Below are 21,749 nucleotides of genomic sequence, written 5' to 3' on the forward strand. Positions count from 1 at the left end.
TTTTATGCTTAATGATTTAAAGGTTTTAATAGGCGAGAGTGATTATAAAATCCTCTCGTCCTTGCTTTTAAGGGCTAAAAATATTATTTTGATCGAAACGAATCGTACTACATTAACCCCAGCGCTGGAAGGTTTACAATTAGAAGTTGCTATTGAATTGTACAATCGTCAAGGAAGCGAAGGGGAGCTATCACGAAGTGAAGGGGGCGTGTCTGTGTCTTATAAAGACGGGCTATCTGAAACTGTCTTAAGCGGTATCAGAAGTCATAGGCTCGCAAGGGTGTCTGGTCGTGCGTTTGAAGCGGAATAGGTTGAAGCCATATATGATTCGCAAGGTGGTCGTAACTACTAGTGACGAAGGCATAAAGAAAGCCGCGTATAGCGATACTGCAACGGAAATATACGCTGAGATATGGCCAGCAAGTGGCAAGGTACAATCAGAGCTATATGGTCAGCGATTAGCGTATATCCTTAATTGCTTGATAGATAGTGAGACAGTCGTCAAAGAGGGCGACGGTTTTTGTATTGATAGTGAGAAAGTAACTCACAAGGTTGTTTCGATTAAGCGCTACACTAATCATCAGTTATTGGAGTTGGAACAATGTCGGAATTAGTTGGGGCGGATAGACTAATCGCAAAACTGCAGCGCCTGTCTAGCCAGAGGCAGGTTGAGATTACAGGTAGAGCCGTCCATAATGCAGCTAAGAACGTGGTACAGGCAGAGGCTAAGTTGCGAGCGCCTGTTAACTATGGTGACCTACGTCGAGGTATAAAGGTTCGTAGGGTAAATTCTGACAACTTACCGACGGCAGAAGTGGTTAGTACATCAGAACACGGTGCTTATGTTGAGTTTGGTACAGGCCCGAAAGGGGCTGCAAACCATGCAGGTATTTCTCCGGATGTCAATGTTTCTTATCGCAGTACACCCTGGTATGTTCACGAATCGCAAATTGATGTAGGTCCTTATAAATTCCCTAAGCATGGTGAATTTTATAAAATGTATGGTCAAGTTGCTCAGCCCTATCTCTATCCAGCTTTAAAGGATAATACCGATCAAGTGTCGAAGGTCATAGGCCGCTATATCAAGCGAAAACTAATCGAAGAGGTCAGCAAATGATAAATATCAAGCCCATTATTTATAATAAGCTAAAAGAAATCACGGATAATGTGACGGACACATATCCACAGGATTGGGAAAATTTCCCAGTTATTATTTATCTGGAAGAGGAGAATAAACCTCATGAAATTACAGATGATAAAGAACAGATGTCGTATTTACGGTATAAGGTGGATATTTTTCACAATGATAGCACATCAGATTTAGCGGTAGCGATTGATGAAATTTTCTTCTCGCTTGGTCTGAAGCGTACCTCTAGTGTAGATACACCAGACCCAACGCATCTACGACATAAAATTATGCGATTTGAGGGTATCTTGGACCTTAAATCGCACATAGTATATCAATACAGAATGGAAGGTTAATACATGTTAGCAAATGGAATTAAACTAAAAATGAGCGAAACCAAAGGCTCAAATTATGCAATTCTTGAAGGTTTGAAAGAAGTACCGGAGCTTGGTATCGATCCAGAAAAAGTAGAGAATACTACTCTAGCAGATACCATTAAACAATATGAATTTGGTATCGGTGATGCTGGGGAATTGGAATACAAGTTCAAGTATGAGAACTCGAAAGCGGAAGCTAGTTACCGAACGCTGCGTAAACTCGCAGATTCCAAGGCTACTCGCCACTTTGAGCAGGAATATCCGGACGGCACGAAAGTGCATTTTTCTGCTCAAATCGCTGTGAAATTAGGTGGCGGTGGTGTGAACTCGGCTATTGAGTTTACTTTGAAATTGGCTTTGCAATCGGATTTGGAATTTACCGATCCAGTAGCGCTGTAAGGAGGGAACTAAATGTCAGTACGTAAACCTTATACCACATGGACAGTTAAGAATGAAGAATATAAGCTGCGTCTTAGCACACGACAAGTTTGCGAGGTAGAGGAGAAATTAGGTGTAAACTTGCTTAAAATCTTCATGCCGAAACCGGGCGAACAGTTCAATTTACCTCCTCTAAAGGTCATGCTTGTGATTATCCACGGAGCATTGCAAAAGTTCCACCATGGAACAAAACTAGATGATGTCTACGATTTGTTCGATGATTACATTGACGATGGATATGGTCAAACAGAGTTGATGACAGATGTCATTATGCCTCTGTTTGAAGTATCGGGTTTTATTCCGAAGGACAAGGAAACGAAAGAACCGACATTGACAGTAGTCGACTAGGTTCTGAACCTTGTTCAGTGACAGAATTGATTGACGGGTTCTATCCTACTGCTTTAGATGCTGGAATTGCCCCGTTTTCTTTTTGGGATTATACGCTACAAGAGTTGAAGGACTTAGTAGAAAGTTATAATCGCAACTTTATTTCAAGTCAGAAGCTAAGAGCGATGCATGGATATAAACAGGCGCAGATGATTGCGAGCTATGTATCTTTAATGCTCCAAAGCGATGGGAAAGAGCCGGAAGTATGGGATTTTTACCCGGATATTTTCAGCGACGTTCGAGAGCGGACTGAACAACTTAGGGCTGAACGCGAGCTAGAGGAACACAAAGCGCGTATGCGTGCATTTGCAGAACGCACGAGAGGAAGATTCAAATCTTCCGAATAAATGAACATGAATGAAAGGAGGCTATATGGCGACTACATTAGAGGAGCTTCGAGTTATTATTGAAGGTGAGATTGCCCCATTTCAGAAAAAAATAAAAGAAATGGAAGGGAAGCTGAAACAAACTCAATCAAAGGTTCAAGCAAGTACGAGCAAGATGAAAGATACTGTTAGTAAGCATACAAGCGGCATTGGTGCAGCATTTGGAAAATTAGCTAAATTTGCGGCTCTTGCATATGTTGGCAAGAAGATGCTTGACCTAGGCAAGTATTCAACGCAGATGGCTCTTGAGGTCACAGCTTCTATTAACCAAATCAGGCGCCAAATGGGTGAAAGCTCACAAGCCTTTTTAAAATGGATTGATAATAATGCAAATGCTATGAACATGAGTGTCGCAGAGGCGACGAATTACGGAGCGGTCTATTCCAATCTGTTTTCAAATTTCATAAAAGATTCTAATAAGTTGAGCGCCTACACAGGTAAGATGTTGCAGACGTCTGCGGTCATTGCTCAAGGGACTGGTCGAACTATGACGGATGTCATGGAGCGTATCCGTTCAGGGTTGCTAGGGAATACAGAAGCGATAGAAGACCTAGGAATCAACGTCAATATTGCGATGATTGAATCAACCGAGGCGTTCAAGCGCTTTGCGAATGGTCAGTCTTGGAAAGATTTAGACTACAACACCCAGCAACAGATACGCTTAATGGCTATTCTGGAGCAGGCAACAGCTAAGTACGGTAATACCTTGCAGCAGTCTGTAAACGGTCGAATTAGTCTGTTTAAATCTCTGTTGAGTGATGCAGCATTGAATATCGGTAATGCGCTATTGCCAATTCTAAATGCGATAATGCCTGTGCTTAATTCATTAGCTATGGCACTTAAGAACGTTACTGCTAAACTTGCGGAGTTTATCGCCCTAATGTTTAACAAGAAAGCGACTGTGAAAAATGGCGGAGCTATGGGAGCTGTCGCAGACAGTGCCAAGAATGCCCAAGATGCAGTGGGTGGACTTGGTGATGCAATGAGTGATGTTGATGACGCATCTGACGGCACAGCTGGAAATCTCGATGATACCGCGAAAGCTGCTAAAAAGGCTGCTAAGGAGTTACTAGGTTTAGCAGGTTTTGATGAAATCACTACGTTGAATTTAAACAAGGATGATGATTCAGATGGGACTGGTGGTAATGGCGGAAAAGGAAAAGGTAAGGGCGGGGGCTCTCCTGCGGATATCTTACCTGAAATCGCACTTGAAGATATGGACAATCAGTTCAAGAGTATCTTTGATGGTTGGGGAGCGAAACTAAAGCCGCTCTTTGACTTGTTTTCAAAAGGTTTCAACAGTGCTTTTCGTTCTGATGGATTAGAGCGTATAAAAAAAGCTCTTGATAGAATCAAGAAGACATTGAGTGAAATTGTGACAGATGAACGTGTGGTGACTTCGTTTGGCAAAATGACTGAGAAGATAGCGTATGCTTTAGGACAGGTAACAGGTTCTATTGGGACTGTGGTGATCGGTATAGGTGTATTTATCGCAGAAAGTATCGCAAACGGTCTTGAGAGGCAAAAAGAGCGCATCGTTCGTGCGTTAGCTACCCTTTTCGATAACAGTGGTGACATTGCTCAAGCTATCGGAAACATAGCAGAGAGCATTTCGGGGACATTCTACGATGTTATTACCTCGTCAGGAGCTGTCCGGATAGGTAGTGCCTTTGTGTCGGCGCTCTTAAGCGCTGGTAGCAGTATGATGGAAGTTGGAAGCAGTCTTGCAAGGGATGTGTTTAAAGGCTTCGAGCGTATTGTCACTGAGAATATGCCTGCTTTAGGGGACGCGATTCGCGCCTCGTTAGAGAATATTGCCCCAGTCTTTGAAACGCTAGAGCAGTTTGTGGATAGGTTAGGTGTTACACTCACGAAGATATATGATGAGCACGTTTCGCCGTTTATAGATTCTTTTTCGAGTGGTATCTCGGATATCGTAAGAACGTTGGTTGACGGGTACGATACCTATATAAATCCTGTACTAGAGAATTTCGGGAAGCTGTTCTCGGAAGTCTATGACGAAAAGATAGCTCCAGCCCTTGATAATATCGGAAAAGCTATAGGTAGTCTGATTGATATTCTAACAGTATTTTGGGAACAGTCTCTAAAACCCCATTTCGAATCCTTAGCTAACATTCTAATGCCTCTATTAGCCATTATCGGTGAAGTGTTTTTTACGAACCTTATTGAAACGATTGGAACTATTGCCGAAATTATTGGCGATGTCGCTTTAGCGTTATCTGGTTTACTAGATTTTCTAACAGGAGTTTTTACTGGCGATTGGGAGCAAGCTTGGGAAGGTATCAAGAATCTATTCGCTGGTATTATTAAAGCGATTCTGCGTGCTCTAGGGATTGATGTCGATGAACTGATTGGTGAGTTTCAACGTTGGTGGGACGATATTGTCCGTATCTTTAAAGATCTAGGCAAATGGTTTGGCGAACGTTGGAATGATATCAAAAACGCTTTAAGCGCTGCTGATACCTGGATCGGTGAAAAATTCTCTGAAGCTTTTGAAGCGGTCAAGAGAGCTTTCAAAGACATAGGGTCGTTCTTCTCTGGCGTATGGGATACTGTGAAAGGTATCTTTGTCAATGCTGGTCAAGCTGTAGGCGATGCGGTTGGCGGTGCTTTCAGAGGAGCAGTAAATGCTGTTTTAGGAACGATTGAAAATGTTGTGAACGGCTTTATCGATATGATCAATGGTGTTATTGGTATTATCAACGCTCTTCCTGGAGTTTCGCTGGGCTATATCGGTGGTGTCAGTCTCCCGAGATTGGCTCGCGGTGGTATAGTAGACAGTCCAACAGTGGCCATGATTGGTGAAGCAGGTAAAGAGGTTGTTATGCCACTTGAAAATACTGGTTTCTTACAAACAATGGGACGCGTTGTTGGTGGAGCAGTTGTCAATGCCCTTGGTGGTGGATTGTCGCAATCACCAAACTGGCCGAGTGGAGATATTATTATCCAGATTGGTAGCAGAGAGTTTGGGCGCTTTACCATTGATGAAATCAATAAAGCTCAAGAACAAGCAGGACAACTCCTGCTTAACATTTAGGAGGAACATATGAGTAATTTAGTTATTAACGGAGTTACAGTAGTACCTCCTAAAAGTTTTCAAGTTTCAGTCAATGATGTGGACGGAGAGACTGGTCGCAATGCTAATGGCGATATGGTTAGGGATAGAATTACAACGAAGCGTAAGCTAGAGTGCGAATGGGGAATGTTAACACAGGCTGAAATGGTTAAAATTCAGACAGCTGTTCAACCTGTATTTTTTCCAGTGTCCTATCCAGATCCTATGCTAGGACAGACAATCAAGACTTTCTATGTTGGCGATAGGACCGCTCCGGCTTACTCATTCACAGAGAGATTGAAACCTTGGAGTGGTCTAAAATTTAATTTGATAGAAAGGTAAGGTGATTTCTACGGTAACATTTAATCAAGCTATGTTGGCGAGAGATAGGAAACTTGCTATTCGAGCCGGGAAGTATACCTCGAATGACATCAAAGAGGCTAGTTTCAGCTATGGCTATATCAGTGGTGATACGTTTAAGCCTGGCGGAACAGTTGCAGGTTCTGCAAAAATAACTTTTACTTCTATCATTACTACATTCAGAAAACTGGATAAGATTTATCCAGAAATTGGGCTACTGGTTGACAACAACTATGAATGGGTTCAAATGGGCGAATATTTTATCAACGATATTAATATTGACAGAAATAGGAACACAACTGAGCTGGATCTTATGGACGGGATGTTCAAACTTAATCAACCTTATGTGTCAGATTTAGCTTATCCCGCTCAGATTCGAGATGTCGTTCGAGAGATTTGCGCTAAGACGGGCGTTGTTTTAGAGACGGACAATTTAGGTTTTAGAGCGATTCAACACCATATTGAATCTAAGCCTGCTAAAAAAGATATTACTTTCAGGGAAGTATTAAGCCAAGCAATCCAATTACTTGGCTCTTCTGCTTTTTTTAATCGCCAAGGGAAGTTGGAGATCCGGGGATTGATCGAGTCGAATATCACGATCACTGCAGATAATTATTTTTTGCACGGTTTAAGAAAAAGCGAGATTGAGTATCAGATCGCGGGTATTACTTGTAAGAAGGACAAGGAAACTTTGACGGTTGGATTACGAACAGGTCGTTCTTTGGAGTTAGAAAATAGTTTCATGATCCAGAACATCTTAGACGATTTGTACGACGAACTGAAAAATCTTAAATACTATCCCTACAGTCTTGATTGGCAGGGGCATCTCAAGCTAGAAGTGGGGCAGTGGGTAACGTTAAAAACAAACAAGAACGAGACCTACAAAGTACCTGTATTGAGCCAGTCTTTCGTATTCAAGGGTGGTCTAAAATCGAAAATCAGTGCGGATAGTAAAGCTAGCAATGATACACAGTATAGCTATAAGGGATTTCTGATCAAACAAATCCAGCAACTATCCACAGATCTGGAAGCAGAGGTTCAGCAACAAATTGAATACAAGGATAGGGAGTTCGATGAAAAGTTTAGTGCTCTTCAAAAAGGCGTGAAAGAAGGTATCGAACAAGCTAAGGCAGAAGCTGAACAATCTCGAGCTACGCTAGCAACACAAATCGAAAGTAAGCTAGCAGAACAGCGTGCAGAAGCGCAGAGAGATAAGACGGCTTTAGATCAGCGTTTAACAGCCTCAAAGGAGGAGTTGGAAGCCTTGATTGGTGCCGTAGAGCGTAATATGCAATCTGGGATTTCAGAAAGCTATCAATCTTTAAGTCAAGCATTAACAGCGTATGAGACGTTAGTTGGCAAAGCTTCTCAAAATGCTCTTCAAGCGAATACTTTGGCGAATACACTAGCTGGACAGCAGAACACTCTATCGCAACAACTGTTACGCCAACAGGAAGATAGCGAAGGCTGGCGCAACTCTTTTGAATCTACAATATCAGAGGAGTTAGGACGGTATCGAAATGAGCTTGCTCAAGTTCGTGGCAAATTTGATGACGCAGGTAATCTAACGGCTCTTGAGACCTACAAGCGGACACAAGAGGAGAGTGTCCGTGGAGTTCGTACTCAATTAGAAGCATTAGCGCAGGATACGGCGCGGATAAGTAGGATTGAAACCCAAGCGGACAAGGTTGTTCAAACGGTTGAAAGTTTGAATAGTGATGTGCTGAAAAAATCGGAATTTCTGATTGAGGATGGACGTATTCAGTTTTGGTCAGGTAAGGAACTGAACGGGAACAACATTGCAAGTATGCTTACCGTTCAACCAGAAGCGATTCGGGCTATGACAGACAAGTTGGTCATTACCTCTAGACAGACTAACCTTGTAAATGAGAAATACCGCAATGTCTGTACTCGTGTTTCTAGAAGTGAGTATGTTATGGACGTTCCCTTGTCTATTGATGAGAGGGAGTTCCTGATAACAGGAGAAGCTATGCGTGTATCTGGAAGCGGCAGTCTGTACTTCTATTGCGTGGTGTTCTACAGTGACGGCAGCAAGGTCGGAACGGGCTATACATCTATTCTTACGAACACGACCAAGGCACCTTTTCGTCTGACTTCTAAATTTACCACAACCAGCGGAAAGACTGTAGCTGGTATCAGATTCTACATGAATGTATCGTCTTCCGATGTGTGGGAGGTGTGCAATCTGTCCATTATGCCCAAAATGGGTGCAGAGCTGATAGTAGATGGCTCTATCACAGCAGATAAGCTGAATGTGAATAGTGTCCGTGCAGGTATTTTGACTGCCAATTCAATCACATCTAATATGATTCAGTCAAACGCAATCACAGCAGACAAGCTGAGAGTTGATACTGCGCTGATTAACAAGCTGGTTGCAAATGATGCGCTTATCAGTAATCTAGTTTCTAAGCGTGCATTTATCACAGCAGTTCAAGCGGTTGATTTGAGTGCAACACGGATTAAGAGTGGCGTGCTGTCAGCTTTAAACGGAGCAATGGCTATCAATTTGAACAACGCAGGGATCAGCTTCAATCGAAGCGCAACGATAGATTTTAATAGCAGCAATAACGCCTTGAAACGCGTAAAAAATGGAGTCACGTCATTTTTACATTTTAACGACGATATTTATGGTGGTGTTTATGCAGGGCTGGGAGTAACCTCTCATTCTGAAGGAATCAATTCCCAGAGTTCTGGTCGCTTCGCTGGCATTCGTGTCTTCCGTCCGAATAATACAATAGATAAAATCGAAATTTACGGTGATACTGTCATGTTCTGCCATGGTTTTACAGGCACAGGGAATCTGTACTGGAAACACACAGATTACAAAGATCAGTCTTGGAATCTTTTCGAAATTTTGCGAACTTTTAATGATAATTTTAAAAATAATACAAGAATGCATTATAGAACGTTGTAGAAGGAGAACACATGCAATTAACACTTAAAAACAAAGATTTAACTACTCTCATGACAATTCTTGAAAAAGTAGAAGTTCGGAACATGAAAGCTAACCGTGGCCGGGCTAAGTTGTCCGCTCATGCAGCTAGTAAGCTGAACGAGTACTTACAGGACGAAACAGAAATCTTGAAAGAATATGTTGCAGTGACAGAGAACGGCACGTTTAAACGTGATGAAACAGGAAATCTCATCATGATAGATCCAGGCAAAATGCAAGAGGTCAATGAGCTTCTGAACGAATTGCGAGATGAGGAAGTCGTTATCAAGGGTGGCGAATACTCGAAGCGTTATCTGGACTTTCTGGAGTTCTTATCAGAATATGATGGTGAATTAACCCTAGGTGAAGTTGAGCTGGTCGATCAACTACTGGATCAGTACGAAGCAGGAAAAGTAGAAAAGGTGGGGGAGTAATATGGCATTAAGATTATATTCGTCAGCTTCTTTTAATCCAACAACAGGTAAGACATTGGTCGGTGTTAAGGAAGCAGACGAGAGGGAAACTGTATTGTTTATTGCGACATTGGACGGGGATCACACGCAGGCTTCAGATGCGGAGTTGATTAAGCTAGCGCTTGACTGGTTCACGTTGAAGTATGTCAAAGACTTCTCAGACCAGCTCTTAAACGATAAGGTCAATGAGGCAAATCGAGCTGCTAAAAGTTCGCAAGATTCAGCAGAGGAAGCCAAGGCAGCGGTAGAACAGGTCAAGGGAATGGTCAAGACCGTTTCTCTCACCTTAAACGAAGCTCTCGCTATGCTTTTTAAGAGTGAGGAAACAGATATTGAGACGGAGACTTCAGAAAATGAACATGAAGAAGCTATTCAAAACAATTAAAAATATTACAGAAAGAGGAAAAATCATGATGATTAATTTTTATGCTATGCAAATTTTAGAAGACTGGATTACGATTGAGCAGGTGCCGAAGCGATTCCGTAAGCGAGTACAAGAGCTGGTGAAATTGTCAGAAACAGGGTTAGACAAGGAGTAGTCGCAAGGCTACTCTTTTAGATTAGAGGAGGAAACAGATGTCAAAAATAAGCAAAAATAGCACAAGTCTTGTTCAGATTGAAGGCGGGAAGATAATTAAGCAGAACGATTATTCGTCTAACTTTGCCTACGAATTGCGAGATGAACATAAAGAAAAAATCCCTGCACTTGACGGAAAAGAAGCAAAGATTGTTTTGGTTAAAGAGCTAGAGGCTGGGGAAATCAAAGCAGTCTACGAAACAGTTGCGACAGTTGTGGACGGAAAAGTTGAGTTTACGATCACAGAAACTTTAGAGCCTGCGCTCTACTACGTTGAGATTGCCTGCGGAGGCTATATCTTCCCAAGCGAAAACTCTGTCACTATCGAAGTGACTAAATCAGCTTTTGGTAAGTCGGAGCCAAAAGTGGAACCAGATCCAGAAGTTGACGAATCAGAAGTGGAGCGAATCGAAGAAGTGGCATTTTCGTTTGATGAAGAAGTCATAGAAGATAGCAGTCTCTATATCGGCGAAGAGGTCGTCGAACAAGAGGGAGAGGAGGGCTTAGCTCGCCAAATTCTAAAAGGTGATGTGTTGATTTCTGAAGAGCTTTTGAAAGAACCTGTCAAGCGAATTGTTCGTAAGGGCACAAAACTACATAAACATATAGCTTACGCTAATATCGCAAAAGGGGATAATTTAGCGGAATCTAATTTCTTCGAGAACACTTTAGGTGACGGTATGTCGAAAGAGCTTGCGGACGGAAAACAACTTATAACCTCATCTTCATTACATGGCGCAGTCACCTATTCAACACTTAATGATGTTCAAGCAGGAAGTTATGAGATTTTAATCAAAGCTCGCAAGACTAGTGACAAAGTAACCGATATTCGATTTGGCTTTGAGAATTTTGATCAGATGCAGGAGTTCTCTGACATTTCTAGCGAAATGACCGAATATAGCTTCGTAGCTACAGTACCAGAAGACAGGAGTGCTATGTACTACCATTTCCGTACTGATGGTAGCGTAGAGTTGGAATCAGTTCAAATCCGCAAGGTAACCGTCTCTAATCTCTCGTGGGAAGACGCAGGGCAAAGCCACGTTGGTGTGACTCAATCAAGCGAGAAAGAGATTCCACTTGAGTTTAACCGCTTCAAGTGGTCGGAGAGGGGGTAAGAGAATGTATGCCAGAGAATATCAAAGCAGAGTTTTTGCTGTGGCTAATTAGCACAGCTATTCCCGTTTTAGGCATGTATGTTACCAATAAGGGAAAAATTAAAGAGGCAGAACATCGTATGACAGTTCTTGAAATGAAGGTGGAGCAGGCTGAATCAAAGGCTGTGCATAACGCCATACGACTTGATGGTCACGACGAACAGTATCGCGCTATGTATGCAATAGTGGAACAAGTCAAGCATTTGTCTACCACGTTGGAAGAAGTCCGTCACGATGTCAAAAGTTTAACCAGAAAGGATAATTAGATGATTAACTTAAAATTACGATTACAGAATAAAGCGACTTTGACGTCGCTTCTTGCAGCAATCTTCTTGATGTTGCAACAGTTCGGATTCCCAGTTCCAGAAAATTTCCAAGCAGGGGTGAACACCTTCTTGATTATCTTAGTGCTACTGGGAATTATCAACGATCCAACAACTGCAGGATTATCAGATAGCGAGCGAGCATTGAGCTATCCACATCCAAAACGATGAAGTTCGCAAAAACAATACTATTGACTATGTTTATTAGCCTGTATTTTTGGATACAGGCTTTTGAATGGTTATGGAGGAAAAGTAAATGACAACAGTAAATGAAATCGTACAGTATTCTGTTAATTTGGCAAACTCAGGCATGGGTGTAGATAAAGACGGTATGTGGGGCACCCAGTGCGCTGATCTGCCTTGCTTCATTGCCAAGAATTGGTTTGGTGTGGATTTATGGGGCAATGCGATCGATCTGTTAGATAGCGCAACAGGGACAGGTTGGGAGGTTCACCGCATGCCAACCGATGCCAATCCACAGGCAGGGGCAGTATTTGTCATGGCAGTTTCCGACCATGGGTTTGGCCATACGGGTGTGGTTATCGAAGATAGCGACGGCTACACTATGCGAACCGTTGAGCAGAACATTGACGGAAACTGGGACGCTTTGACGGTTGGAGGTCCAGCTCGTTTCAACACTCGTGATTTTACGGGGGTTACAGGCTGGTTCTATCCACCTTATAACCAAGGAGGTTCTACTGCTTCAACAAGTGTAGGCTCTAGTGAGATTGAATTGATTCCAGAGACTGGAACATTCACTCTTGTAGATACAGCAATCAATGTCCGCCGGGCGCCTAGTTTAGATGGAGAGATTGTTCATGTTTACCAACCGGGCGCTTCAATCAACTACGATAGTAAAGGGTCAGCTAACGGATTCCGTTGGATTTCCTATATCGGAGATTCAGGGAAGCGGAATTATATGGCGATTGGTCAAACAGACGAGAACGGCAATCGTATTAGTCTTTGGGGAACTTTGGAATAATACAGCAACACCCCGCTCAGGAAACTGGGCGGGATTTTTTGCTGTTTAAATTAAAAGAAGTTGCAATCATTATTTTTTTGGTATATAATTAGTGTGATACTATATGTGGTGTCAAAATAAACGAGGTATGTCATGGGAAAAGAAAAGGATTTGCAAAAAATAAAAAATAACCCCAAATCTGTTACCCCCTGAACGCTTAGAAGCTCTGTGTAAAAAATACGGTTTTATGTGGAAGCAAGGAACCAATCATTCAATAACCTCTCATGCTTTATTAGAAGAGAGCTATCCAATACCGCGACATAAGCCGATAAAGCCGGTCTATGTAAGGGAAGTTATAAAAATGATTGAGAAAGTGATAGAATTGGAGGAAGGTTTAAATGATGAAAGATAAAGAATATTATCTTGGATTGAGCTATCCGATTTTAATTAAAAAAATTTATGATGAGGGTGAATTATTATTCACTGCTTCTATTAAAGAATTGCCAGGCTTGATTGTTTATGGTGAGTCTTTAGAAGAGGTTTATGAAGAAATTGAATTAGCGAAGGCGGACTGGATTGAGGCGAATCTTGAGTGGGGTAGAGAGATTAAAGAACCTATTGAGGATTCCTTAGAAGACTATAGCGGAAAAGTAACTTTAAGGATGCCCAAAACGCTACATAGGAATATTAAAGAACGTTCTGAAGTTGAAGGTGTTAGCTTAAATCAAACTATAGTACAATTAATTAACGATGGATTACTCAAGCAAACTCATAATGTTATTGAACAGCTAGCTAATCAAATTGAAAATACGACTAAGCGATTTAGTAAAACTATTGAGGAAAAAGTTTCTGTTCCAGAGCAACATATTTATTTCACCTTGAAAAATCAATCTAAAAGAATACAACCGTATAAGGAGCAGAATATGCCTGATAGTAGGCTACTTAATAATAAAGTAATTTCAGGTTTTATTGGAGATTAAGAATGAAGTCAACAAATATAGAAATAAGAAGAATTGCATTTAGTAAATTCGAATTTAATATTGGCAATACAAGAGGAGAAGAAAATGAGGGGAGGGCATCTGTTAATGTGGGTCTTCCTGATAGAGAGGAAGGGCAAGAGAATCAGCTTCTTTTAATGAAGATGATAATCTCTTATCCAGATAACCAGTACCAAGTTGATGCAGAAATTGATGCTGTATATTCTGTCTTAATTTCGGATTTGCCCGAGGATATTTCGCAAGATGGTGAATTTCAACAAGCGCTTGTCGAACCAATGATAGAAAAGCTCAGGTTATATGTCGGTTTGTTTTCTGAGGGAGCGTATGGAGCAGTTCAAATTCCTAATATGAATTTTAATCAAGATTAGACCTATCCAATCCTAAAAATTTTTCATAACTCCTACGCCAGCCTTGTGCTGGTGTTTTTTATACTGGACTTATTTTTATCAAATTGATGATTTTACCAATTTTTGAAAAAATATTTAAATTTTTTTTATTTCCAAAATCGAATTTTTGGCATTTTTGGCGAATTGGTTAGATGAGGAGGGCGTAAAATGAGAAACGACATTTTAGATGAATACGAATATTTGATATCTGATTTAGATATAGTCATTGGTTCGCTGAAAATAATCCACCATTGGCTGGACGGCAATCTGGATTACTATGAGAGAGATTTTAGAATGGGAGCTAAAAAAGACCCTTTAGAAAGGTCTTCATGGGGCAATTTTGGGGCAAAAAAATTCAAAAGTATTCAAATTCATTAAAAATTAGTAGAAACCAACCCGTTAGAAACATTGATTTTACAAGTTTTTCAAAACTATTTAAAATTAATGAAAAGCTGGAGTTTCATTTGTTGCATGTTCATCATAGTGTGTAGTTCTCCTTTATTATAAACATTATATATCGAGCTGATACGGTATTATTATACCATATTTTGATGCAGGGAAGTAGTGCCAGTAACAGAAGGGGGACTTTTAATATATTAACATGTTTTATATTGACGAAAGCGCTTTTATAGAGTATAATAAAAGAAACTGGTTATAACCACTAAAAAAGGAGGTTCTATGTTTCATTTACCAAAAGAAGACCTGGAAAGACTAGGTGCGGTGATTACAGCACCGGAGATTTATCAGCAACCAGGCTTGTGGAAAGAAACTTATCAGCTTTACCATGATAAGTTAGAAGCGATTACGGCATTTTTGGATGCTATTAAGGCTAAGCATGACTTTGTTCAGGTCATCTTTACAGGTGCAGGGACATCTGATTTTGTGGGTCAAAGCATTGCCAATCATCTGAATCGGGTCAACGATACGAAACATATCCGTTTTGTAACAGTTGGTACGGTTGAGATTGTCAGTCGCCCCTATGATTATTTACAGGCAGATATTCCGACTGTCCTTGTTTCCTTTGCACGGAGCGGAAATTCTCCAGAAAGTTTAGCCGCTGTTGAGATTGCAAAACAATTAGTCGATACCTTGTATCAAGTGACGATTACCTGTGCGCCAGAAGGAAAACTAGCACAGGCAGCAGCGGACGATGCGGCAAGTCTTCTCTTGCTTCAGCCTGCCTTGTCAAATGATAAAGGATTTGCAATGACAGGTAGCTATACCTGTATGGCATTGACAGCCCTGCTCGTCTTCTCGCCAGAAGCAGTAGAAGTGAAAGCAGGTTGGGTAGATACCATTGCCCGCCTTGGTCAGGATGTGCTAGATCGCGAAGATGATGTACAGGACTTGGTGAACCTAGACTTTGAGCGTGTGATTTACCTAGGGGCAGGTGGCTTTTATGGTCTTGCCCATGAAGCTCAATTGAAGATTTTGGAATTGACCGCTGGAAAAATTGCGACCATGTATGAATCGCCACTCGGCTTCCGTCATGGACCAAAATCACTCATCAATGAGAAGACGATTGTCCTGCTCTTTGCTTCAAACGACGCCTACACAAGACAATATGATGTGGATTTGGTCAATGAGGTCTATGGCGATCAGATTGCAGCTCGCATGGTGGTCTTATCGACGGATAAACTTGCAACGGAGGCTCCGAACTTTGTTCTTGCCGAAGGTGGGGCGGAATTACCAGATGTATTCTTGACCTTCCCGTACATTTTATTTGGTCAAACATTTGCCATTATGACCGCTATAAAATGTAAAAATCTCCCAGACACACCATCTCCAACTGGTACTGTTAACCGTGTCGTACAGGGAGTTACCATTCATCCCTTGTAGGATTCAAAAAGGTTGTTTTCCAGAGGAATGGGCTCGCTTTACCCTATTTTAATTACTTTCTTCTTGGACTATGACTTTAGGTTGACAATCGTATTCTCTGATTTTCTTTGAATATAGGGCTACTGAATTGAATAGAAAAAGGAGCTGGCTCAAGGCCTGCTCCTTTTTAGGCTTTTTATAGAGCCCGTTCCCTTAACAAGAAAGAACAGTTGAGGTCTTATCAATCACTTGAACTATGTCAACTACTTAGACTTATAGGAGAGTAGATTCGCTAATCTTATCTCCAACCTTTATTTTTGATTTTCGTTGGGTATTATTCATGTGGTAGGCTGACTGTCGAATGGCTTAAATCAATGTCGAGCTGCCAGTCGCTATTGTCGCGAATGGTGCATTCAAAGTCTGTCGTATAAAGGACGATACGGAGGGTGCTATCCTTACCTAGCTTGTAAATAGTCGGCTGCAATTCCCATTCCAGATCAATCCATTCATTGGCAGGAACTTCTTCAATCGTTAAGAGATTGCTGCGGTTTTGGAGGTTGAGATACCCTTTCGTGATGACGCGGTAGGGGCTTTCTACAAATGGGAGCTCCATCAGGTGTTCGATAGCGTAGAAACGACCGTTGTCCAGACTGGAGCGGGCTTTCATACTAGGAAGTGGAGCCAGACGTTTGGCAGAACCTAGGTCTAAGACCTGTGCAGACAAGAGGCCTTTAGCCACGCTTGATTTGACCCGGAGCTTGAGGCAGGCACGCCCGTTTAGGTGCAGTGCTTCTGAAAGGGGGAGATCAATTGTAATCTGTTGAGCCTTGTCCTCAAAGAGGTCTTTGAGGAAGGATGGATAGGCCTTGCCGTAGCTGACAAATCTATCTTCGGGATACTGGTTTTGAATCGTGCGAATCTCATTTCCGAGAGAGAAGGTCTGCTCGTTTTGTCCTCCGAACAGGGACAGTTCCGTCCAGCCTTGTTCCATACTATTATCTTGCCAGATGATTTGAGGAAGTAGGTAATGGTTATCCAGTCCGAGTAATTTTTGGGTCAGTAAGGCATTCATTGACTCCCTGAAATCAATGGACTGCCAGTTGTTCATGTAGACGTGAGCGCCATTGTGGAAGAAGAGGTGCTTGGATACTCCTGCTGGCAAGGCATGAAACATATTCCAGACGTGAATCGGCTTGACATTCCAGTCTTGTGAGCCGTGGGTAAAGACAACTTCACACCGAACCTTGTCTGCATGAGGGAGGTAGTTACGGTCATGCCAGTAGGCATTGTAGTCGCCTGATGTACGGTCGAGTGCTTGTCTTTCTGTCTCCAATGCGGCTTGGTATTGGGACTTGGTTCGTAGGAAATCGCCTGCCTGTAAACTTCTTGAGTAGGTCAAGGCAGTTAAGCTATCCAGATCCTCGCCGGGATAGCCTCCCGGACTTGTCACAAGTCCGTTTTCCCGATAGTAGTCGTACCAAGAAGAGATCCCCGCCTCGGCGATAACGACCTCTAGTCCCTCTACTCCGGTAGTTGCAAGGGCATTGGACATAGTCCCCAGATAGGAAAGTCCTGTTGTCGCTACTTTTCCGCTTGCCCAATCAGCAAGGACTATATGTGAGCGAGTGTGGTCTGTATAGGCTCTTGCGCGACCGTTGAGCCAATCAATCACGGCCTTAAAGCTATATACCTGCTGATAATCCCCAGAGGTCATCATACCTGTTGAGCCGAGGGTTCCCACACCTGAAACGTGGATGCTGGCAAAACCGCGTGCCAAGAAATAATCATTGAGCGAGTAAGAGCCGATATGACCGAGCTTTTCTGTCGCCTTGCTGACAGGAAGTGTGCGCTCATCTGTCGCTACGGTTGTAATGCTGGTTTGCTCTAGTTCAATCCGTCTAGCTTCTTTGATGGCTAGTTCGCCGTCCATCTTATGTAAGGCCTTGTCGCTCGCTTGGTCGTTTACTCCTTGGTGATAGGGGCTATTGGTGATGATGGCAGGAATCTTCCCTGCGAAATGAGGACGTAAAATGGAAACCTTGACTAGGTCGGTCTGGCCAGCCTTACTGGTGTCAACAGGCGTTTCGACATAGACGACCTCGCGGACTAGCTTGCTGGTTGAAAAGGTCGCAAGTGCTTTCCCATTGAAGAAATGATAGTTTTGGTCTTCGGGGATAAATCCGTCGCTGACCAGCTGGTCAATCAAGGTATTGCCGGACTTTGTTCGTGTTGCGAGCAACTGGTAGAGATTTTCGATCAGACTGTGCGAGCGTATCGGAAATTGGCTGTTAGAGACAAATTCCATCACATTAGTATAATCGAGACCAGGGACAAATCCGAGTAGCTGAAAGGCTACTTGATAGAAAATGGGCTCGGTCAATTCCTCATCTGATTGAAGGAAGGTCAGGAGGTCAGTCTCCCAGTCTGCAAGGAGGTTAGACAGAGCGATGTCCGTATTTGCTGGTAAAAATAAGACCCTCCGGACAAAGTGTGCCAAGTTTTCCTTGTCACTTCTTTCAGGATGAAGAGAAAATCCCAGATCCACCAACTCTTTCAGCATGGTTTCCTGAGGTGTTGGGATATAAGAAAATTGATTAAAACGCATACATTCTCCTAAATGATAAAATAATTCTTTACATTACCTATTATAGCTGATACAATAGTGTTTGTCTAAAAATTATTGGAGGATATGACAAAATGGATGTAGCAGTACATATTAAGTACCTTACAGAATTTCTTGCAACAGCTCTGCTCATAATCTTAGGAAACGGAACAGTGGCAAATGTTGATTTGAAAGGCACAAAAGGAAACAACTCAGGTTGGATCTTGATTGCAATCGGTTATGGTTTGGCGGTGATGATGCCGGCCTTGATGTTCGGAAACGTTTCAGGAAACCACATCAACCCAGCCTTCACTCTTGGTTTAGCCGTATCTGGTTACTTTGATTGGGCTTTGGTTCCAGGGTATATCGCAGCACAAATACTCGGTGCGATTGCTGGTCAAGCGGTCGTTGTCGGTATCTACCGTCCCTACTTCTTGAAAACAGAAAATCCAAACCATGTCTTGGGTTCATTCTCAACGATTTCAGCCCTTGATGACGGTACAGTGGCTAGTCGTAAAGCTTCATGGATCAACGGATTCTTGAATGAGTTCTTCGGTTCCTTTGTCTTGTTTTTCGGCGCAATGGCGATTACTAAACACTACTTTGGTGCAGAAGTGCTTGGCTTTGCAGCAAAACAAGGAGTAGATTTATCCGAACCAGCCTTGAAAGTCCAAATGAGCCAATTTTTAAGTCCAGGTTTGAACGTGTCTCACTTGGCACTTGGTTTCTTGGTAATGGCGCTTGTAGCGGCTGTCGGAGGTCCAACTGGTCCAGCGCTTAACCCAGCCCGTGACCTAGGTCCGCGTATCTTGCACCAATTGTTGCCACAAGCGGTTCTTGGTCAAGCGAAAGCAGACTCAAAATGGTGGTACGCATGGGTACCAGTTGTTGCACCAATCGCAGCAGGTATCAGTGCCGTGGCACTTTACAAACTAATCTACGGATAAAAGTAAGAGAGTGGGCTAAAATCGGAAACTCGCAAGAGTTGGATTTTCCCCATTCTTTTATAGTTGTTTAGTTTACTTTTAGTACTAGGCAACGAGTCGCAGGTAGTACTGAAGTACAGCAAGACGAGTTAACGAAGTAATAAAAGATAAACTAAATGACTATAATTTTAGGTTCGGGCTGGGCTTTGGGCTCTCAGCCTCTTTTCGTTTATTTTTCGGACTAATTGGGCTCTATAAAAATCGAAATCTGGAACTGGCTAAAAACTCCCTCACTCATCAAGGGTCTGGGTAAGTGTGGCTTTACTTTCCTCTTCCTTTGATGACCATTAGTAGGGAGTTGGGGCTGGTCAAGTGGCAGTTGAGGAGTAGGAGATTTTGCCCTAGATGTATAGCCAATTAGTTGTAAATTTTACCGTTTTCCATTACAATAGAGAAGTACGAAGTAAGGGAAATGGATACGATAAAAATGAAGAAGATGATTCCAGCTATTCGGATTAACAATCGTGGAGCCAATCAGCGATTTTTAGAAGATAATCTTGGGTTTAAGACCTATTTAGAAGATTCTGCTTTCGCAGAATTTGGAGATAGGGAAAGTTCAGAGATAAAACTGGTCTTGATTGAGTCTCCAAGCATGCGGACACGCGCTGTGAAAGGTGTGAAAAAGCTCCACCAAATCGTGATTCGGGTGAAGAATCCCGCAGAGGTTGAGGCCTTGTTAGCAGGTGGTGCAACCTTTACCAAGCTCTATAAAGGGCTCAAGGGCTATGCTTTTGAAAGTATTTCGCCGGAAAATGATTGCTTCTTACTCCACGCAGAAGAGGATCTGGCAGACCTCGTTGAGATCTTGCCACCAGTAGCCTTTCGTTCCTTAGATGGTTTTGAGAAATTGACAGCTTTCTCGGTTGAAAAAGTAATCATCAATACACCGCAGCCTGCAGAAAGTCGTGCCTTTTATGATGCCTTACTGCCGGGTCAAGAAATACTGGACTTCCGTGAAGCAGCAGGAGAGGACCTATTGGTTGCAGCAGAAACGACGTGGGACTTGGATAGCTTGCGTATTCCTGTCCCTGCAGATATGGACTGGTCAGAGTTGGAAGCGAAATTGACGGCTCCTTTCTTCAAGGATAAGAAAGAACGTTTTTTGCAGACGGCTGATAGGAGTAATATTGAATTGTGGTTTGAAAAATGAAGACGATCTTAGAAAAAATTGACCAGCAAATAGCTGACAAATTGTATCGAGGAGCAAGTCTAGCCCTCTACTACCACGGCAAGTGGGAAGACTATTATTTAGGCGATAGTGAAGAAAAACGAGCCACACAAACGGGATTGATCTATGATCTGGCATCTGTTTCAAAAGTTGTCGGAGTAGGTACAATCCTCCTTTTTTTACTGCGGGAGGGGAGGATTGGACTGGATCAGTCCTTAAAGACCTACTATCCCCGATTTCATGATGAGACTGTCACCATTCGCCAATTAGTCACTCATACAACGGGTATTGACCCCTATATTCCCAACCGTGACAGCTTGGATTTTGAAGGGTTCAAGGAGGCTATTGAGAGGATTCGGGTGACCGCTGATAAGATCTTTCGCTATACGGATATCAATCTGATTTTACTTGGTTTTATGCTGGAAGAGCTGCTGGGACAGCCATTAGATGTCCTTTTGCAGGAGCGTATCTTTGAACCATGGGGCATGGCAGAGACCCAGTTTGGGCCAGTTGAGACGGCGGTTCCAACTGTAAAAGGAGAGCTGGCAGGAGTGGTCCATGATCCCAAGGCCAAGGTCTTGGGAGTACACTGTGGGTCGGCAGGCTTATTTTCAACTATGGGGGATTTGAAACTCTTTCTCGAGCATTATCTGAAAGAGGATTTTGCGAGAAGTTTGGCACAAAACATCAGTCCTTCAAAACCTCGCTCTGTTGTCTGGAACCTTGAAGACGGTGGTTGGCTAGACCATACAGGCTATACGGGTCCCTTTCTTTTGATCAATCCTCAAAAGCAGCTAGCCGCCATTTTTCTCACCAATCGCACCTATGATGAGGACGACCGCCCTTTGTGGATTGAGAAACGCAGAGAGCTGTATCGAGTGATTGTGGCAGCTCTAGAGGAAACGCTCGATTCTTAATTTTTATTGCGTCTGATGTGCTTCCTTATTATTTCTTGAGCTTGTCTGGAAGTGACTGGTTTTCAATGGGATATCGATTATAGCCGTTTAGTTTATTTTTAGTACTAGCTCAAACAGTCTGGGGAGAGACTGTTTGAGGTTGGAAATAAAGAAAACGAAGTTTTCGTCAAAACAGTCTGGGGAGAGACTGTTTGAGGTTGGAAATAAAGAAAAGGAAGTTTTCGTCAAAACAGTCTGGGGAGAGACTGTTTGAGGTTGGAAATAAAGAAAAGGAAGTTTTCGT

The 21,749-nt window shown here is 42.5% G+C and carries 24 protein-coding genes and 1 pseudogene; 24 read left to right on the plus strand and 1 reads right to left on the minus strand.

All coding sequences use genetic code 11. The features are described 5' to 3' along the window. The first annotated feature begins 4 nt into the window (after window positions 1-4). The 21 genes and pseudogenes from BU200_RS01135 to BU200_RS01240 all read left to right on the plus strand — a co-directional run bounded on the left by BU200_RS01135 (window position 5) and on the right by BU200_RS01240 (window position 15,814). Window positions 5-310 carry a phage head-tail connector protein gene (locus BU200_RS01135; RefSeq protein ID WP_075098399.1) on the plus strand — a complete coding sequence of 102 codons (306 nt, stop codon included), beginning with the start codon at window positions 5-7 and terminating at the stop codon, window positions 308-310. 13 nt (window positions 311-323) lie between these two features. Next, window positions 324-614 (plus strand): hypothetical protein, encoded by a 291-nt coding sequence (locus BU200_RS01140; RefSeq protein WP_244912623.1) that lies wholly within the window; start codon window positions 324-326, stop codon window positions 612-614. Further along, the gene (locus BU200_RS01145; protein ID WP_075098400.1) at window positions 602-1,117 is read left to right on the plus strand and encodes an HK97-gp10 family putative phage morphogenesis protein; all 516 of its coding nucleotides are present in this window, start codon (window positions 602-604) and stop codon (window positions 1,115-1,117) included. Before BU200_RS01140 ends, BU200_RS01145 begins: the two co-directional genes overlap by 13 nt. Continuing rightward, window positions 1,114-1,482 (plus strand): hypothetical protein, encoded by a 369-nt coding sequence (locus BU200_RS01150; protein WP_075098401.1) that lies wholly within the window; start codon window positions 1,114-1,116, stop codon window positions 1,480-1,482. Before BU200_RS01145 ends, BU200_RS01150 begins: the two co-directional genes overlap by 4 nt. A 3-nt stretch (window positions 1,483-1,485) precedes the next feature. Beyond that, window positions 1,486-1,902 (plus strand): phage tail tube protein, encoded by a 417-nt coding sequence (locus BU200_RS01155; protein WP_075098402.1) that lies wholly within the window; start codon window positions 1,486-1,488, stop codon window positions 1,900-1,902. 12 nt (window positions 1,903-1,914) lie between these two features. After that, a complete protein-coding gene (locus tag BU200_RS01160) occupies window positions 1,915-2,289 on the plus strand; it encodes a DUF6096 family protein (RefSeq protein ID WP_075098403.1) in 375 nt (124 codons plus the stop codon). Window positions 2,290-2,306: 17 nt separating this feature from the next. After that, complete coding sequence (locus tag BU200_RS01165; protein WP_244912622.1) at window positions 2,307-2,675, plus strand: hypothetical protein; 369 nt, start codon at window positions 2,307-2,309, stop codon at window positions 2,673-2,675. Window positions 2,676-2,700: 25 nt separating this feature from the next. Continuing rightward, a complete protein-coding gene (locus tag BU200_RS01170; RefSeq protein ID WP_075098404.1) occupies window positions 2,701-5,772 on the plus strand; it encodes a hypothetical protein in 3,072 nt (1,023 codons plus the stop codon). A 9-nt stretch (window positions 5,773-5,781) separates the two neighbouring features. After that, the gene (locus BU200_RS01175; RefSeq protein ID WP_075098405.1) at window positions 5,782-6,132 is read left to right on the plus strand and encodes a DUF6711 family protein; all 351 of its coding nucleotides are present in this window, start codon (window positions 5,782-5,784) and stop codon (window positions 6,130-6,132) included. Window positions 6,133-6,163: 31 nt separating this feature from the next. Then, window positions 6,164-9,085, plus strand: coding sequence for a gp58-like family protein (locus BU200_RS01180; protein WP_075098406.1), 2,922 nt, complete (start codon window positions 6,164-6,166; stop codon window positions 9,083-9,085). Between the two features lie 11 nt (window positions 9,086-9,096). Further along, window positions 9,097-9,537: a DUF1617 family protein gene (locus BU200_RS01185; RefSeq protein WP_075098407.1), complete on the plus strand. Its 441-nt coding sequence runs from the start codon at window positions 9,097-9,099 to the stop codon at window positions 9,535-9,537. 1 nt (window position 9,538) lies between these two features. Then, window positions 9,539-9,961 carry a DUF1366 domain-containing protein gene (locus BU200_RS01190; RefSeq protein WP_075098408.1) on the plus strand — a complete coding sequence of 141 codons (423 nt, stop codon included), beginning with the start codon at window positions 9,539-9,541 and terminating at the stop codon, window positions 9,959-9,961. 25 nt (window positions 9,962-9,986) lie between these two features. Then, window positions 9,987-10,115, plus strand: coding sequence for a hypothetical protein (locus BU200_RS11635; RefSeq protein ID WP_280523029.1), 129 nt, complete (start codon window positions 9,987-9,989; stop codon window positions 10,113-10,115). Between the two features lie 37 nt (window positions 10,116-10,152). After that, window positions 10,153-11,268 carry a G5 domain-containing protein gene (locus tag BU200_RS01200; RefSeq protein ID WP_075098410.1) on the plus strand — a complete coding sequence of 372 codons (1,116 nt, stop codon included), beginning with the start codon at window positions 10,153-10,155 and terminating at the stop codon, window positions 11,266-11,268. Between the two features lie 8 nt (window positions 11,269-11,276). Continuing rightward, a complete protein-coding gene (locus BU200_RS01205; protein WP_075098411.1) occupies window positions 11,277-11,573 on the plus strand; it encodes a DUF7365 family protein in 297 nt (98 codons plus the stop codon). Further along, on the plus strand, window positions 11,574-11,801 hold the full coding sequence (locus BU200_RS01210) for a phage holin (protein WP_075098412.1): 228 nt from the start codon (window positions 11,574-11,576) through the stop codon (window positions 11,799-11,801). It abuts the gene before it with no gap. 100 nt (window positions 11,802-11,901) lie between these two features. Continuing rightward, window positions 11,902-12,612: pseudogene (locus BU200_RS01215) on the plus strand (CHAP domain-containing protein); the annotation flags it as partial. Window positions 12,613-12,989: 377 nt separating this feature from the next. Further along, on the plus strand, window positions 12,990-13,571 hold the full coding sequence (locus BU200_RS01225) for a toxin-antitoxin system HicB family antitoxin (RefSeq protein WP_075098414.1): 582 nt from the start codon (window positions 12,990-12,992) through the stop codon (window positions 13,569-13,571). Between the two features lie 2 nt (window positions 13,572-13,573). Then, entirely contained in the window at window positions 13,574-13,957 is a 384-nt protein-coding gene (locus tag BU200_RS01230; RefSeq protein ID WP_075098415.1) for a hypothetical protein, read from the plus strand. A gap of 186 nt (window positions 13,958-14,143) precedes the next feature. Beyond that, window positions 14,144-14,353 carry a hypothetical protein gene (locus tag BU200_RS01235; protein ID WP_075098416.1) on the plus strand — a complete coding sequence of 70 codons (210 nt, stop codon included), beginning with the start codon at window positions 14,144-14,146 and terminating at the stop codon, window positions 14,351-14,353. A gap of 300 nt (window positions 14,354-14,653) precedes the next feature. Beyond that, complete coding sequence (locus BU200_RS01240; RefSeq protein ID WP_075098417.1) at window positions 14,654-15,814, plus strand: SIS domain-containing protein; 1,161 nt, start codon at window positions 14,654-14,656, stop codon at window positions 15,812-15,814. A gap of 313 nt (window positions 15,815-16,127) precedes the next feature. Here the strand turns inward: BU200_RS01240 and BU200_RS01245 are convergent, their stop codons facing one another. Continuing rightward, window positions 16,128-18,398: a Xaa-Pro dipeptidyl-peptidase gene (locus BU200_RS01245; protein ID WP_075098418.1), complete on the minus strand. Its 2,271-nt coding sequence runs from the start codon at window positions 18,396-18,398 to the stop codon at window positions 16,128-16,130. Between the two features lie 92 nt (window positions 18,399-18,490). Here BU200_RS01245 and gla point away from each other — a divergent pair, with 92 nt between their 5' ends. From gla to BU200_RS01260, 3 genes are all read left to right on the plus strand, one after another. Then, window positions 18,491-19,342 (plus strand): aquaglyceroporin Gla, encoded by an 852-nt coding sequence (gene gla / locus BU200_RS01250; protein WP_075098419.1) that lies wholly within the window; start codon window positions 18,491-18,493, stop codon window positions 19,340-19,342. Between the two features lie 451 nt (window positions 19,343-19,793). Further along, window positions 19,794-20,531: a CppA N-terminal domain-containing protein gene (locus tag BU200_RS01255; RefSeq protein WP_075098420.1), complete on the plus strand. Its 738-nt coding sequence runs from the start codon at window positions 19,794-19,796 to the stop codon at window positions 20,529-20,531. Then, window positions 20,528-21,466: a serine hydrolase domain-containing protein gene (locus BU200_RS01260; protein WP_075098421.1), complete on the plus strand. Its 939-nt coding sequence runs from the start codon at window positions 20,528-20,530 to the stop codon at window positions 21,464-21,466. The genes BU200_RS01255 and BU200_RS01260 overlap by 4 nt, the downstream gene beginning before the upstream one ends. The last annotated feature ends 283 nt before the right edge of the window (window positions 21,467-21,749 follow it).

The organism is Streptococcus acidominimus, assembly GCF_001921825.1.
In the GTDB taxonomy this organism is placed as follows: Bacteria; Bacillota; Bacilli; order Lactobacillales; family Streptococcaceae; genus Streptococcus; species Streptococcus acidominimus.

Bases quoted from the DNA above. Each gene is read 5' to 3' on its own strand.
- BU200_RS01135 (WP_075098399.1), top strand. From the start codon at position 5: ATGCTTAATGATTTAAAGGTTTTAATAGGCGAGAGTGATTATAAAATC.
- BU200_RS01140 (WP_244912623.1), top strand. From the start codon at position 324: ATGATTCGCAAGGTGGTCGTAACTACTAGTGACGAAGGCATAAAGAAA.
- BU200_RS01145 (WP_075098400.1), top strand. From the start codon at position 602: ATGTCGGAATTAGTTGGGGCGGATAGACTAATCGCAAAACTGCAGCGC.
- BU200_RS01150 (WP_075098401.1), top strand. From the start codon at position 1,114: ATGATAAATATCAAGCCCATTATTTATAATAAGCTAAAAGAAATCACG.
- BU200_RS01155 (WP_075098402.1), top strand. From the start codon at position 1,486: ATGTTAGCAAATGGAATTAAACTAAAAATGAGCGAAACCAAAGGCTCA.
- BU200_RS01160 (WP_075098403.1), top strand. From the start codon at position 1,915: ATGTCAGTACGTAAACCTTATACCACATGGACAGTTAAGAATGAAGAA.
- BU200_RS01170 (WP_075098404.1), top strand. From the start codon at position 2,701: ATGGCGACTACATTAGAGGAGCTTCGAGTTATTATTGAAGGTGAGATT.
- BU200_RS01175 (WP_075098405.1), top strand. From the start codon at position 5,782: ATGAGTAATTTAGTTATTAACGGAGTTACAGTAGTACCTCCTAAAAGT.
- BU200_RS01180 (WP_075098406.1), top strand. From the start codon at position 6,164: ATGTTGGCGAGAGATAGGAAACTTGCTATTCGAGCCGGGAAGTATACC.
- BU200_RS01185 (WP_075098407.1), top strand. From the start codon at position 9,097: ATGCAATTAACACTTAAAAACAAAGATTTAACTACTCTCATGACAATT.
- BU200_RS01190 (WP_075098408.1), top strand. From the start codon at position 9,539: ATGGCATTAAGATTATATTCGTCAGCTTCTTTTAATCCAACAACAGGT.
- BU200_RS11635 (WP_280523029.1), top strand. From the start codon at position 9,987: ATGATGATTAATTTTTATGCTATGCAAATTTTAGAAGACTGGATTACG.
- BU200_RS01200 (WP_075098410.1), top strand. From the start codon at position 10,153: ATGTCAAAAATAAGCAAAAATAGCACAAGTCTTGTTCAGATTGAAGGC.
- BU200_RS01205 (WP_075098411.1), top strand. From the start codon at position 11,277: ATGCCAGAGAATATCAAAGCAGAGTTTTTGCTGTGGCTAATTAGCACA.
- BU200_RS01210 (WP_075098412.1), top strand. From the start codon at position 11,574: ATGATTAACTTAAAATTACGATTACAGAATAAAGCGACTTTGACGTCG.
- BU200_RS01225 (WP_075098414.1), top strand. From the start codon at position 12,990: ATGATGAAAGATAAAGAATATTATCTTGGATTGAGCTATCCGATTTTA.
- BU200_RS01230 (WP_075098415.1), top strand. From the start codon at position 13,574: ATGAAGTCAACAAATATAGAAATAAGAAGAATTGCATTTAGTAAATTC.
- BU200_RS01235 (WP_075098416.1), top strand. From the start codon at position 14,144: ATGAGAAACGACATTTTAGATGAATACGAATATTTGATATCTGATTTA.
- BU200_RS01240 (WP_075098417.1), top strand. From the start codon at position 14,654: ATGTTTCATTTACCAAAAGAAGACCTGGAAAGACTAGGTGCGGTGATT.
- BU200_RS01245 (WP_075098418.1), bottom strand. From the start codon at position 18,398: ATGCGTTTTAATCAATTTTCTTATATCCCAACACCTCAGGAAACCATG.
- gla (WP_075098419.1), top strand. From the start codon at position 18,491: ATGGATGTAGCAGTACATATTAAGTACCTTACAGAATTTCTTGCAACA.
- BU200_RS01255 (WP_075098420.1), top strand. From the start codon at position 19,794: ATGGATACGATAAAAATGAAGAAGATGATTCCAGCTATTCGGATTAAC.
- BU200_RS01260 (WP_075098421.1), top strand. From the start codon at position 20,528: ATGAAGACGATCTTAGAAAAAATTGACCAGCAAATAGCTGACAAATTG.